Below are 13,250 nucleotides of genomic sequence, written 5' to 3'. Positions count from 1 at the left end.
TAGCCCATGAACATTACGCAAATTCGCAATGCCACCCAGCTGATCACTTACGCAGGAAAACGCTTTTTAATCGACCCAATGCTGGCGCCAAAAGGCGCTTATCCGGGTTTTCCCGGCACCGCGCGGGCCGATATTCGCAACCCGATGGTCGAGCTTCCCGTTGACGTTCAAACGCTGCTGGACACCGATGCGGTGATCGTCACCCATACCCATGACGATCACTGGGATCAGTATGCCGTTGAGCTGATCGCCAAACACAAGCCGATCTACGTGCAAAATGATAGCGATGCCGCGCTGCTGCGCGGACAGGGCTTTCACAACCTGACGGTCATGACCGACGAAACGACGTTCGGCGATATCCGGATTGCGAAAACTTATGGCGGCCAGCACGGCACTGACCGCGCTTACGCCGTGCCGGAGCTGGCAGAGCGTCTGGGTGAAGCCTGCGGCGTGGTCTTCCGTCATCCCGATGAGAAGACGCTTTATATCGCAGGGGATACCATCTGGCGCGACGCGGTTGCGGCCGATCTACAAAAGCATCAGCCGGACGTTGTCGTGCTCAACGCTGGTTACGCCCACGTCATCGGGTTTGGGCCAATTATCATGGGGGAAGAAGATCTGCTTAACGTGCATTTCCTGTTGCCGCAGGCGAAAATCGTGGCGACCCATATGGAAGCTATCAACCACTGCCTGCTGACCCGCCGCGCGCTGCGCGAGTTTGTTGACGCCAACGAGATAAGTGACGCGGTGAGCATTCCTCAGGACGGCGAAACCGTTATATTCTGAGTGTTAAAGGGGAAAGGAGAGACAGATGCCGCTTGTTAACGTTGCTATTGTCGCGGTGGACGGGTTTAGCCCGTTCCACTACTCCGTCCCCTGCATTCTGTTTGGCGATACGGTATCCGGGAAAAAGCGCTTTAACGTCACGATCTGCGCTGAAAAACCGGGATTCCTGACCTCGAAAGACGGTTTTGCCCTGCATGCGACGCAGGATTTTTCCGCGATCGCATCGGCTGAAATTGTGGTTGTACCCTACTGGCAGCACGTACTGGAGCGCCCGCCTCAGACGCTGCTCGACAGCCTGGTTAAGGCCAGAGACAACGGGGCGGAAATTGTTGGGCTGTGTCTGGGATCGTTTGTGCTGGGCTATGCCGGCATACTCAGCGGCAAACGGGCCGCCACCCACTGGGAGTTTGAACACCAGTTTCAGACGCTGTTTCCGGACGTTCGACTGGACATCAACGCGCTCTACGTGGACGACGGCAATGTGATCACCTCGGCAGGTACCGCCGCCGCGCTCGACTGCTGTTTGTATATCATCCGCCAGCGCTTTGGCAGCGTCGTCGCCAATCAGATTGCCCGCCGGATGATCGTTCCGCCGCACCGCGAGGGCGGGCAGGCGCAGTTTATTGCGCAGCCTGTGCCGAAAGATACCCGCGACGGGCGGATTAACTGTCTCATAGACTACCTTCAGCAGCACATTTCCGAGCCGCATAACCTGGATTCGCTGGCGGACGTGGTGTCGATGAGCCGACGCACGCTGACCCGCCATTTTATCAAGGCGACGGGCATGAGCGTTGCCGACTGGCTTACCGCCGAGCGACTGCGGCGCAGCCAGATCCTGCTGGAGTCCGGCAGTCTGCCAATCGAAAGCGTCGCTGAGCAGGTGGGGTTTTTATCAGCGGTGACGTATCGGCAGCAGTTTAAGGCGCGCTTTGGCGTCAGTCCGGCGGAGTGGCGTAAGACGTTTCGCGTTAAGCCGTTTGCAGCGAAAAATAATGCTGGCGAGATGGAATAAAAAGACGTGGGCGACTTCTTTGCCTTTAAAGCGGGCGGTAATGGGTATGCATCAGACGGGTTACTAGCACTTCTCTTCCGGTTAAGATAATCCACGTTACTTTCCAGAAGAAAAGGTAGTGGCATGAACAATATTGAAACGCAGTTACTTGAATCAGGTTTCACCGTAAAGGAATTAGCGTATCTGAACCGAAACGTTAGCCGTTATGGTTCATCCCTGCTCGAGGTGGTGCTTGAGTTGGGCAAGCGTTTCATCATGGTACTGTGTATTACTGCGGCTGTGGCTCTGATTTTCCTGGCGCTTCTTTTTTTCGCTGAACATTACAATATTTTTTCCGGAGGCATTTCTCTTTTCATCGTATTGATTATTGCCTGGTTTTTTCAACCCCCAATCATTGCTTACAAAGCCTGGCGCTTCAGAAAGAAATACATTCGTTCTGGCCAGACGCATTAGAAATTAAATCAAACGAGACTTTTGCAGAGACACCCCAGCCGACAATTTTCATAGTGAGCGCTGCGCGATTCATTCCGTCGACTTTGCGGTAGAAATCCAGCGGGAGATAACGTAACCGACGACTTTGTTATTTTCTTTAACTAGTTAATCTGAGCAAAAAGCTGAACAGTACGGGAGCGAAGCATTCTGCTTTGCTCAAGAAGACTTTCGTTCTCAGCCCGGATGTTTTTCAGGCACTCCATGCACTCCTCATCACTTCTGGCCGCCCGGGTAGCGCTAAATTGTTGCATCACAAACTGCCGAATATCATCCATAAATTTAATCCGTGCGAGTCCGTCGCTGAGATGTTGCCCTCCGACAATATTCGCAGTATTGATAATCTGTCGCGAGCGCAGAATTCGCCGAAGGTATATACCGACGGAAATCATCTTCGTCGTTGATGGCGACCTTGAAAGTGGTGACTGCATAAAAGAAATGCATTACCCCAGCCGCTCCATCCGCGTCTCCCCCTCCACCATCGACAGCTGATACAGCGAAAACGATCGGTGCTTCTCAATCAACTGCGCCAGCTCCGGCGAGTGGCTGGTGAGCCAGATCTGCGAGTAGCGGCTGGCCTCGGCAATGAGGCTTGCCAGAGCGGGCAGCATCTGCGGATGCAGGCTGTTTTCCGGTTCGTTGAGGGCGATGAATGCGGGAGGGCGCGGGCTTAACAGCGCCACCGCCAGGCACAGAAAACGCAGCGTGCCGTCGGAGAACTCTGCCGGTTCCAGCGGTCTGCTTAGCCCCTCGCGCTGCATCATCATGCGGAAGCGCCCGCCGGTGTTGTCGCTGTAAAACACGCAGCCGGGGAAGGCCTGGTCGAGAATGCGCATCAGCAGCAGCTCGTCGCCAATTTCGACAATGGTCTGAAACGCGGCGGCCAGGTTCGCGCCGTCGCTGGCCAGCACCGGGGAACGAAAACCCACCTGCGGCGCACGGATCGCCGAGCCGGATGAGACGGAAAACTCATGATAAAATCGCCAGTTACGCAGGGACTCGCGCATCTGCGACACTTCGGGATAGAGGTGCGGTTCGCCGAGCTGCCCGAACACCGACTCGTTCTCATACAGCGTACCGCTGTGGGTCACTTTTTCGTGATGCACGTTGTTCAGGAAAACCGCCTGATTCTTACGCTTCATCAGCTGTGACGACGGACGACGGTGCTGGCCGCTCAGCCAGATAGATTCCTCTTTGATCACCGGATCGAGCTGAAACTGTGAGGGATAGGGCAGCTTTTCCACGAACCCGACCTGAAGCTCATATTCATAGGTTTCCGTTTCCACCGCCAGGTTCATGCGCCGCAGCTGGTCGCTGCGGGTTTTGCCCGCCCAGAACACTTTCAAAATCCCCCCCCTCGTTTGCCAGCGCCTGGGAGAATTGCCCCTGCGCCGCGCTGTGCATCAGGTAAATCGCTTTATAAATATTGGATTTTCCGGTGCCGTTGGGGCCGAACACGATGTTGAGCTGTTCCAGCTCAAGCGACATATCGCGAATTGAGCGGTAGTTCTGAATATGCAGATTTTTGATCATCGGGGTACTCCGCTGTGCATGCTTAACCTGTACAGAATTACAGTATTTTACGCTGAGCGCAAAAAAAAGACGACAGTGAGGGTGTCGTCTAAACGGGGTACAGCTTTGGGCCTCTGTGGGTCAATGGGCCTTCGCTTCTTTCTTATCAGGTAACGGCCAGACGCAGACCCAAATCATCAGGATAGGGATCAAAGTAGTTTTGCGTCATCAGATAGCGGTCAGGGTATTCAGCCAGATAATGCTTAAGCAACGTCAGCGGCGCGAGGATCGGCAGCAGTCCGTCCCGGTAATGCAGGATCACATCACGCAGTTCTCCGCGCTGGCGGCTGTTCAGCTGGTTACGGAAATAGCCCTGAATGTGCATCAGCACGTTAGTATGATTCTTCCGCGAAGCGGGTTTTTTCAGGATATTCATCAGTTTGTCGCGATAGGCCACGAAAAACGCGTCCAGATCGTCCCACTCATGCAGTGATGCCACAAACGGACCAATTTCACGGTAGCCTGCCTGATGGTGCGCCAGAAGCTGAAGCTTATAGCGGCTGTGAAAGTCCAGCAGGGCACGGCGCGTCAGGCCATTTTTACGCATTACGTTCAGTTCATGGAGAGCAAAAACGCGCTCAACAAAGTTTTCCCGCAGTACCGGATCGTGCAGGCGACCGTCTTCTTCGACGGGCAGCCAGGGGAAAGTTTCAAGGAGGGCGGCGGTGAACAGCCCGACACCCTCCTTGCGGCCCCGGTTGCCGTTTTCGTCGTACAGCCGCACGCGCTCCATGCCGCAGCTAGGGGATTTTGCACAGACGATAAACCCTGACAGATCGCCGATTTTCGGCAGATAATCTGCCGTAAATGCGGCCATCTTCTGCGTGACGTCATCGTGCGGCGCTTTGCTGAACCGCATTTCTGTCTCGCCGCCAGTGGTCATCACCAGGCGCAGCGCCGGACGAGGCGTGGGCAGGCCGATAGCCATTTCAGGGCATACCGGGCGGAAAGCGACCCACTGCGCCAGCTCATCCATCACAAAGCCCATACGCTTATGTCCGCCGTCAAAGCGAACGGCGGAACCGGTCAAACATCCGCTAATACCCAGCACAGGTTTTGTTGTCATGATGTGCACCTCCCGATCTCATATCTAAAAGTTACACAACAATGCGTATTTGTCCAAGTATTGACGGGATTATTTTTTAATCGTCTTTAAAATCAAGGGCAATCAGCTGCCCTTGTAGGTTGAGTAACCGTACTGGCTGAGCAGAAGCGGGATGTGCAGTTTTTCATTGGTGCGGGTGACGGTGAACAGCACCGGCACTTCCGGGAAGAAGGAGTCCAGCTTTTTGCCGTGGAAGTAATCTGCGGTTTTGAAGGTCACTTTATACACGCCTGGCGCCATATCCTGATCCTGCGGATAGAGCGATTTGATGCGCCCGTCGTGGTCAGTTTTACCGCTGGCAATCGGGGTCCACTTGTCCTGCTCCTGCTTTTCCAGCGTGACGGCCACATCCGCTGGCGGCATACCGGTTTGCTGGTCCAGAACGTGGACGCTCAGGGTACCTGCCGGGGCGCTGAACGCGGCAGGGGCGAAAGCCATTGTAGCCAGCATCATCAGAGGGAGTGTCTTTTTCATCGTGTTTTCCTGTTGAGTTGTCGGTGACAGGAAAACGTTAGCACTCGCTGCGCGAAAAAATATTCAACTTTTCGTGAAGTTTGCCACAGCAGAAAATAATCAGAGGATAATTACCTCAAGGGAAACCTGCTGCTGCCACTGCGCAACCTGCTTTTTCCGCGCGGCGGTAAGTTTACCGCTGGTAACCAGCAGCCATTTGCGATCCGGGAAAATTTCCGGGGCCAGCGCGGCAGGGGGAACCGGCAGTATGTCGATGCGGTGGCCCTGGCCGGTGCGCGTCAGGGCTTCAAGCCAGATCTCACACGGGTCGTTCAGATGCCAGCCGCTGATGAGGATGTTATCGCCCGGCGCTTTTTTATCGCCCTCAAGGCAAAACGAGGTATAGGCGATGAGGATGCCGTCGAGGATTTCACGCAGCGTCATGGCGGCGGCGACGTTGGCCGATATCTGGCTGCGCAACGGACGCAGCACGTTAGTGACCAGCTCTGGCCTTGGGTATTCGCGTCCGGCGTCGTAAATCATCTGACGCAGGGATTCAATTTTCCCCTCCTGCAACTTTTGCAGCATGGCCTGTTGCAGGGTTTGCCAGTTATTGGCGCGGCGCGGCACAGGGCGTTCCAGCAGTGATTTTACCTGGCCGATGGGTACGCCTTTTTTAACCCAGTCGAGGATTTTCAGCGCCTGCTGAACGTCCTCATCGCTGTACAGGCGGTGACCGCCGTCCGTACGCTCGGGTTTGAGTAATCCATAGCGTCGCTGCCACGCCCGCAGCGTGGTGGCGGTGATGCCGCTGAGTCTGGCGAATTCGCCGATGGAGTAAGCCATGTCTGCATCCGAAGAGAAGGAGTAGTCTCAATATACTACGAATATTCCCCGACGGGATGAAGCGCCGCACGGGTGCGCTACACTTAACGTCCAACCGCGTAAATGAAAGGAGTTCTCATGAGGCTATGGCCTGTCGTTACCGGTGTCGCCATTGCGCTGACGCTGGTTGCCTGTAAATCTCCCACGCCGCCGAAAGGCGTGCAGCCCATTACCGGCTTTGATGCCAGCCGCTATCTCGGCAAATGGTATGAAGTCGCCCGACTGGAAAATCGCTTCGAGCGCGGTCTGGAACAGGTGACCGCGACGTACGGCAAGCGCAGCGATGGCGGTATCAGCGTACTGAATCGTGGCTATGATCCGGTGAAGAACAAGTGGAATGAGAGCGAAGGAAAGGCGTACTTTACCGGCGAACCGACTACGGCTGCGCTGAAGGTATCGTTCTTCGGCCCGTTCTACGGCGGCTATAACGTGATCAAGCTGGACGATAAGTACCAGTACGCGCTGGTCAGCGGCCCGAACCGCGACTACCTGTGGATTTTATCGCGCACCCCGACCATTCCGGATGCGGTAAAACAGGACTACCTGAATACCGCACGCGATCTGGGCTTCCGGGTCGATCAGCTGGTGTGGGTTAAACACTGACCTACTGATACGAAAACGTAATGCTCGCCAGGGCGTTAGCCGAGCCGGGGACCAGCTCTCCGGTTCGGATGTACTGCGCCTGGAACGGCAGCGACAGCGTTTGTGCTGCGCTGGTGGTCTGGATGAAAAACTGTCCCGTCGTGCCTGCGGCCGAGCTGTCTGGCCCCATCATCAGCGGCCCGGTACCGTTATAGAAAAACTGTACGCCAATGCCGGAGGCTGTGGAGTCCCCGGTCAGCGTCACGACCGACGAGGTATTTGACGGCGTGGTCTGATCGGTCATTACTGCGTTAACCGCCACGTTCTCATCGCAGGTCAGGCTGACGTTAAACGCCTCCGATGGCGAGGTGCTGCCTACGCTGGGTAGCGTGTGAACATCAATGGTGCCCAGGTCGACGTTGGCGCTTTTCGTGCCTACCGTGCAGCCGCTTGCCGTCACCGTGATGGTGGTCGGGTTGATGATCACCTGTGCGGTTTTCACTTCGTTGTTATAGGCCGTCAGGATCGCCGCATTAATGGTGGGGGTCTGGTATACGCCGGATTTCAGCGGAACGCCGGTCTTGATAAACGTCACTTTTGCCGACCAGCCCAGTGTGGAGGCGTAACCGTTAGTCCCGTCGGCCGGATAACTCTGCGTAATGCCCGTCTGCATCGGGACATAGGTGGTGCCATTATAATCTTTAAGCCCAAGAATGAAGCCGATGCCGGGCACGCCCGTTTCAAATACCATGTAATTTGCGCCATCAAGAATAACCGTGATGCCGGTGGCCGTTACGCTGCTGCTCGGCTCCAGCGTCCCTTTGGAGCAGGTAAATACCAGGCCGCACCAGAATACTTCCGAGACGCTCGCAGTGGCGCTCCATTCAGAGCCGATCGTCTTTCCGGGCACGATGGAGTCTGCCGGGCCGGACCAGGACATGGGCGTGGGTGAAAGCGTGATATCCGATGTCCAGGAGAGGGCAAGTGCCTGAGACGTCATGACAAACAGGCCTAAAAACAGTAAACGCATTATTGATACTCCGTCGTCCAGGTCGCCACTGCCGAAACGTCTCCGGCATTGACCGGCGCACCCGTGGCGGCCAGTCGCGCATAGAAGGTCATTTTTACGCTGTCATCCCCCGCCGCGCCGTAAGCAGTGGTTTGGGTGTCCAGCGGGATAAGTACGCTGTCTTTATCCAGAATCTGCACCGCCACGCCGGTCGCGCCGCCGTCAGCGACTTTCAGAAGCTGCGGGTTTTCGTCATCCGGTGTACCGCTGAAGCGGATTTTCACGCCAGCAAAGGTAGGGCCGCACGCTTCAAGGGTGAGCGTGAAGGGCGTTTTGATATTGCTGACTGCCCCCGCCTCGCTAAATTGCTTTACGCCGAGGGTGCCCAGCGGCACGTTTTGCTCCTTCGAATCTTCCGAGACAATACAGGTATTGCCGATCACGTTGCCGGTCACGGAAACCAGCACGTCATAGCCGTGTACGGGGACGGTGATGAACATCAGCAGGATCAGGGGGAGAAACCGGACGGTTACTGACATATGACCTCCTGGGAATACAGCCCGGTGCGGGCCTGATAATTTTTCGGGTTCAACGCATAGCGGATCGTGCAGCGCTGGGCGCTGTCGCGTCCCCATACGGCATGCAATGTTCCCTTCGCTGACAGGCCGGTCAGATACACGCTGCCGCCATCGCCGACGATACCGCTGGCGTTGTCATCCTCAGACGAGACCAGCGTGCCGAAGGGGAGCACGTCTTTAGCGTGACGCACGATAAACATCGCTTTTGCCCCCTGACGCGTGGTGAGGGTGGCGCGAACCAGTGCCCCGTCGGTGGGGATTTTATTGGCGATGGCGTTCTCAAGCTCCACGTCATTGCCCACGGTGGTGACATCCAGCGCAACCTGATTAACGCGATACGGCGTGGCGTACGGGATCACCGCATAGCCCCGGCTGTCGGTTTTGATGCCCTTGTGGTTGAGCACGGCGACATGGCTGGCGCCCGGGGCTTTCACCAGGATATTGGTGTTCCCGAGCGGCTGGCTCAGCGTCAGGCCATCCTCATGCAGCACCGCGCCGCCGCTCATCCCGTAGCTGAGGTTGCGGGAGTTACCGGCGTAGCTGTAGCCCAGGTTATAGTCTCCCCACGCGCCCTCGTATTGCAGCGCGGCATCGCCGCCGTAGTGCTGCTGCGCGCTGTAGCGCTGGTTGACGCTATAGAAAAGATTCTCCTGTCCCGGCAGATAACCACTGACACCGGTACTGGCGGTGGTGCCAGCGGGATCCGCATGGGTAGCGGTAAAACGGAGACGGGTCGACAGCGCCGGGTTACCCAGCGGCACCGACAGGGACAACGCAAGGATATTGTCTTTCTTGTTGTCGTACAGGCTAGAGCTACGCTGGGCGCTGATGCCAAGCGACAGATTACGAAACGTTGCGTTCCACGCGAACTGCAAACTTTGCGTGGTTTTTGACGTATTCCAGTAGGTTTGTTGATCCCAGGACAGAGACAGCGCGCCGTATTCGCCCATCGGCTGCGACAACAGCAGCTGATTTTTTGCCTTACGCGACATATGCAGGTTGTAAACCGTGTCGTAGTGAGTGGTGACGGTGCCATCGTCTTCTACGGTCTGTTCTGGCGCTCCGCCCGCCATGCCTTTGTAAGTGGTATCGCTGAGGGTATAAAACCCTGCCGTTGAGTAACGCAGCGAGAAGAAATTGACCCGCGTACCGATATCGTTCAGCAGCTTGCTGTACCGCAGGCGCACCGAATCCCCGGTGTAGTGCTGATTATCAGCCAGCTGGCTGCGGGCATGGGTGAGGTCGAGGGAGTAGGCGCCAAAGCGGCCGAGATTCTGCCCGATACCGAAGGCCAGGCCGTTGTAGCGATCGGAAAACTGCGCCCCGCCATAAAACGTGAGACCGTATCGCCAGCCCAGGAACAGCTCGCCCTGCGCGAAGGAGGGCGAGATCTGATTGCCCGCAGGGCGGTATTTCCCGGCCCCCAGAGCATATTTCACCTGACCGTTACGCACCAGATTCGGCACGCTGGCAAAGGGCAGGGTGTATTGCGTCTGGCTGCCGTCGCTCTCCTGAATGGTGACCGCGAGATCGCCGCCGGAAGAGGTCGGATAGAGATCTTTCAGCACAAACGCCCCCGGCGGAACCGAGGTTTGATAGATAACGTTACCGTTCTGGCGAACCGTCACCGTGGCATTGCTGCGCGCAATGCCGCGCACTTCAGGCGCGTAACCGCTCAGGCTGGCGGGCAACATATTGTCATCGGTCTTCAGGGCAATCCCACGCAGGCCAACGGCGTCAAACACCTGCGATGAGGTGAACGTTTCACCGGCATAAACCTGGGCACGCAGGGCGCGGATATCCCGCTGTAGCCAGGTCTGGACGTGGGTGAGCTCGTTACTCTCTTTGGTCCACGTGGTGAAATCACGCAGCCGCCATGCGCCCAGGTTGGCGCCGCTGTTCAGGCTCACAAACAGCTGTTGTTCCCGCGTGCGCGTCTCGCCCCGGTAGTCATTATTCGCGCCATTGACCACATAGTTCAGCCACGCGGCAGGGATGCCGGATTCCCAGCTCTCCGGGCTGACGTACCCGCGCGGCAGAGCGCGCATCGCGCTTTGCGGTACGGTGAAGTTGAGGGTAAGCGTCCTCTGGTCAAAATCAAACCGGGTATCGGCGAACGACCGGGTTAAAAAAATGCAGCGCTGCGCAGGCGACAGCTCACCCCCTTTCGCCTGACGGCTGTCGATGCCAAGTGCGGCGAATTGCGCAGGTGTAAGGCACGGCAGGGCTTCACCGGCGGTGTTTTCAGCGACGCGAAACGTGACGTTACCTGTGAACGCGAACTGGGTGTTGATATACACGTTAAGATTGTACTCGCCCGGCGGCAACGCGCTCCCGGCGTTGACCCAGGCGAGATCGGCACTGTTGGCGCGCTCGCCGTTGAGAAACGCAGGATTAAAGTGCAGCTCGCTTTCGGCAGCCACGGCTTGCCGAATCACCAGGGCGATCGCCGTGGCGCACAGGATTTTAATTTTCATGTGGTCACGCCTTACTGTTTTTATTATTGGGACAATGACGTGCGGGTGACGGGCGTCCAGGCCCCATAATCGTTAATCGTCTGGTAGCTCATGCTGCTCGCATGGCTGAAGGTGTCTGCCAGCGTCACGCTGGCTTTCGGCGGCACCATGACGGGCGACACCGGCCTGCCATCAATTTTCAGGTTAATGGTGGTGAGGTAATACGGCGTTGGGTTGGTCAGCGTGACCTTGCCCGCGCGGTAGGCGCCTGCAAGGTTTTTCCATGCCTCTCCTGCGCCTTCCCGAAGCGACTCAGGGCGATAAAAGACCTTGATGCGGTTGGCAGAGGCGAATTGCAGCGAATTGCCGGAACCGTTTTTAACCTGCTGTGGGATAGCTTTGACCGTCATCCAGTACAGCGTTTCGCGATCGGCTGGCAGTGCGTTGCCGCTGAACATGATTTTCACCGCGCTTTCGCTGGCGGGCTTCATGACGTACAGCGGCGGCGTGATGACGAAGTCGTTGGTACGGCTCCCTTTCTCGTCTTCCATCCATGACTGGATCAGGAACGTGGCATCAGGGTGGGTATTTCTTACCTGCATCATCGTCTGCGTCGTCGCGCCTGCGTAGACCAGCCGCGTTGCACCCAACCCCACGCCGCCTGCATACACGGCGGATGAACATAACGTGCCAGCCAGACAAATCCATGTGTTTACGCGCATTGTGCGTCTCCTGAAAGCTGAGTCAGACCCGGCCAGCAGACCGGGCCTGAAGATTACGAATAGGTCACGGTGTAGGTTGCGACCGCGCTGGCATCACCCGCCGTGGCGTTGCCCAGTGGGGAGTAATATTTCGCGCTGAAGTTCAGGGTGTTCGCCCCCGCACGCAGGGGGATCGCTGCTGCCGGCTCACCCAGCCTGACGACGTTGCCCTGTTCATCATAAAGACGGATAGCGACATGCTGCGCCGAGCCCGCGCCGCCGTTTACTCCCGCAGCCAGGCTATTCACATCGGTACTGTCCGGCGTACCGGTGAAGGTGATAGCCACAGTCGTTGCGGCAATGGGGTTATCTTCCGTGGACGCGGAGGTATCGGCGATTTCGCAATCTTCCAGCGTGATGGAGAAGGCTTTTGCGGTACTGGCTTCACTGCCTGCGGCAGCCAGCGTGGCGGTACGCACTTCACCCATGTCGACGTCGATATTCGCGCTACCGGCGCTGATGGCACAGGCGGAGGTCACCACTTTACCGCTAAAGTTAACCGTGCCGCCGCTGGTGGTGGCGGCCAGTGCTGAGCCCGCTGGCAGCAGGGCGGCAATACTTAATGCCAGCAGAGATTGGCAAGTAAGGCGTGCTTTCATTTCATGGTTCCTTGGTTTTTTTATTACGAGATTTGCTCTGAAAGCGGCAGGTCTAACTGGTTAAAAAGACCAGCAAATCTGTCTTATTCCTGAGCCCGAGTTTCCTTATCGCTGAGCTTTTTAAAGCGCTCACGCGGCGATAAGAAAGTTTCTCCAGTTCTGCGATGTAACGTATATCCAGTCCGTTCCTGAGTTCCTTTAATACCCTCCTTTCTCCAGGCGTCAGCGATAACGCCGCTGGCTGCTTTTGGGGCCGATAATGGCTATCGACCATTTTTGCTAGCTTTATCCGCCACTGATAAACCGTGTTCTGTAGCGAGATATAGGCATCAATATCTTCCCTGGCCCATAACAGGGAATGGGCAGAGGTTGAGTACAGGCAGATAATCACCTCTGGATGCGTGGCTTTGATTTTTTTTAAATATTTCAGTGAGCCATACCCTGTATGGTATTTCTCTGCGCCGGATATAAATAAGATATCGATACGAATCGACGACAGCGCCTTATCCAGTTCCTGATAACCTCCTTCTATGATAATGATGTGAAGGTCGTCGCGGATGCTGCGTAATAACGTTTTAATGCCGTTTCTTGCATAATGATCGCCTCCCATCAATGCAACAGTAATATGCTGTGTTATTTGGTTATTGTTCGTCATGTTATTCCTCGATTTATAATAGTAATCAGGCGAATTATTTATAAGGGTATCGCCAGTATTCTCGAAGCAATGACGTATTGCATAGTGTAGGCCTACTATACGTCGGCCAATAAAGAGGTAATCTGAATTAATCTAAAATTGTATTAATTACTAAGATCGAGACCGGTTACGACGCTTCCCTCTGATTGGTCTTATTCCGCTTCGCTTTCTGTAAATTATGATAGCCGCTATTTTTAATGAAAATTTAGCTTTGATAAATGTTTTGTAAGGAGTTTGTCGTCTGGTGTCAGTGCGGGTGTGAAGTTGCT

The 13,250-nt window shown here is 55.9% G+C and carries 13 protein-coding genes and 1 pseudogene; 4 read left to right on the top strand and 10 right to left on the bottom strand.

Features of this window, described 5'->3' with window-relative positions; all coding sequences use genetic code 11:
• Window positions 1-6 precede the first annotated feature (6 nt).
• The 3 genes from HP459_RS02735 (at window position 7) to HP459_RS02725 (ending at window position 2,251) form a co-directional block, all read left to right on the top strand.
• Window positions 7-786: an MBL fold metallo-hydrolase gene (locus tag HP459_RS02735; protein ID WP_023305166.1), complete on the top strand. Its 780-nt coding sequence runs from the start codon at window positions 7-9 to the stop codon at window positions 784-786.
• A 25-nt stretch (window positions 787-811) separates the two neighbouring features.
• Window positions 812-1,798: a GlxA family transcriptional regulator gene (locus tag HP459_RS02730; RefSeq protein ID WP_171935903.1), complete on the top strand. Its 987-nt coding sequence runs from the start codon at window positions 812-814 to the stop codon at window positions 1,796-1,798.
• 123 nt (window positions 1,799-1,921) lie between these two features.
• Window positions 1,922-2,251, top strand: a complete 330-nt coding sequence (locus HP459_RS02725; RefSeq protein WP_126502766.1) for a hypothetical protein — start codon at window positions 1,922-1,924, stop codon at window positions 2,249-2,251.
• Window positions 2,252-2,730: 479 nt separating this feature from the next.
• Here the strand turns inward: HP459_RS02725 and HP459_RS02720 are convergent.
• The 4 genes and pseudogenes from HP459_RS02720 to HP459_RS02705 all read right to left on the bottom strand — a co-directional run bounded on the left by HP459_RS02720 (window position 2,731) and on the right by HP459_RS02705 (window position 6,263).
• A pseudogene (locus tag HP459_RS02720) lies at window positions 2,731-3,820 on the bottom strand (AAA family ATPase).
• A gap of 145 nt (window positions 3,821-3,965) precedes the next feature.
• Window positions 3,966-4,925: a DUF523 and DUF1722 domain-containing protein gene (locus tag HP459_RS02715; protein WP_022646596.1), complete on the bottom strand. Its 960-nt coding sequence runs from the start codon at window positions 4,923-4,925 to the stop codon at window positions 3,966-3,968.
• A 102-nt stretch (window positions 4,926-5,027) separates the two neighbouring features.
• Window positions 5,028-5,438, bottom strand: coding sequence for a hydroxyisourate hydrolase (gene uraH, locus HP459_RS02710; protein ID WP_017383647.1), 411 nt, complete (start codon window positions 5,436-5,438; stop codon window positions 5,028-5,030).
• Between the two features lie 99 nt (window positions 5,439-5,537).
• A complete protein-coding gene (locus HP459_RS02705) occupies window positions 5,538-6,263 on the bottom strand; it encodes a MerR family transcriptional regulator (RefSeq protein WP_022646597.1) in 726 nt (241 codons plus the stop codon).
• A 117-nt stretch (window positions 6,264-6,380) separates the two neighbouring features.
• Here HP459_RS02705 and HP459_RS02700 point away from each other — a divergent pair, with 117 nt between their 5' ends.
• Window positions 6,381-6,905 (top strand): lipocalin family protein, encoded by a 525-nt coding sequence (locus HP459_RS02700; RefSeq protein WP_023305169.1) that lies wholly within the window; start codon window positions 6,381-6,383, stop codon window positions 6,903-6,905.
• A gap of 1 nt (window position 6,906) precedes the next feature.
• Here the strand turns inward: HP459_RS02700 and HP459_RS02695 are convergent, their stop codons facing one another.
• From HP459_RS02695 to HP459_RS02670, 6 genes are read right to left on the bottom strand one after another with little or no spacing between them, the layout of a single operon-like run.
• Window positions 6,907-7,914: a fimbrial protein gene (locus HP459_RS02695; protein WP_171935902.1), complete on the bottom strand. Its 1,008-nt coding sequence runs from the start codon at window positions 7,912-7,914 to the stop codon at window positions 6,907-6,909.
• Window positions 7,914-8,432, bottom strand: coding sequence for a fimbrial protein (locus HP459_RS02690; RefSeq protein WP_022646600.1), 519 nt, complete (start codon window positions 8,430-8,432; stop codon window positions 7,914-7,916). The genes HP459_RS02695 and HP459_RS02690 overlap by 1 nt, the downstream gene beginning before the upstream one ends.
• Window positions 8,423-10,948, bottom strand: coding sequence for a fimbria/pilus outer membrane usher protein (locus tag HP459_RS02685; RefSeq protein ID WP_171935901.1), 2,526 nt, complete (start codon window positions 10,946-10,948; stop codon window positions 8,423-8,425). Before HP459_RS02685 ends, HP459_RS02690 begins: the two co-directional genes overlap by 10 nt.
• A gap of 23 nt (window positions 10,949-10,971) precedes the next feature.
• Entirely contained in the window at window positions 10,972-11,649 is a 678-nt protein-coding gene (locus HP459_RS02680) for a molecular chaperone (protein WP_022646602.1), read from the bottom strand.
• Window positions 11,650-11,702: 53 nt separating this feature from the next.
• A complete protein-coding gene (locus HP459_RS02675; RefSeq protein ID WP_022646603.1) occupies window positions 11,703-12,287 on the bottom strand; it encodes a fimbrial protein in 585 nt (194 codons plus the stop codon).
• A 52-nt stretch (window positions 12,288-12,339) separates the two neighbouring features.
• Window positions 12,340-12,942: a helix-turn-helix transcriptional regulator gene (locus HP459_RS02670; protein ID WP_022646604.1), complete on the bottom strand. Its 603-nt coding sequence runs from the start codon at window positions 12,940-12,942 to the stop codon at window positions 12,340-12,342.
• Between the last annotated feature and the right edge of the window lie 308 nt (window positions 12,943-13,250).

Source organism: Enterobacter sp. CM29 (assembly GCF_013179605.1).
GTDB lineage: Bacteria > Pseudomonadota > Gammaproteobacteria > Enterobacterales > Enterobacteriaceae > Enterobacter > Enterobacter intestinihominis.
This window is presented reverse-complemented; position numbering and strand designations above follow the sequence as displayed.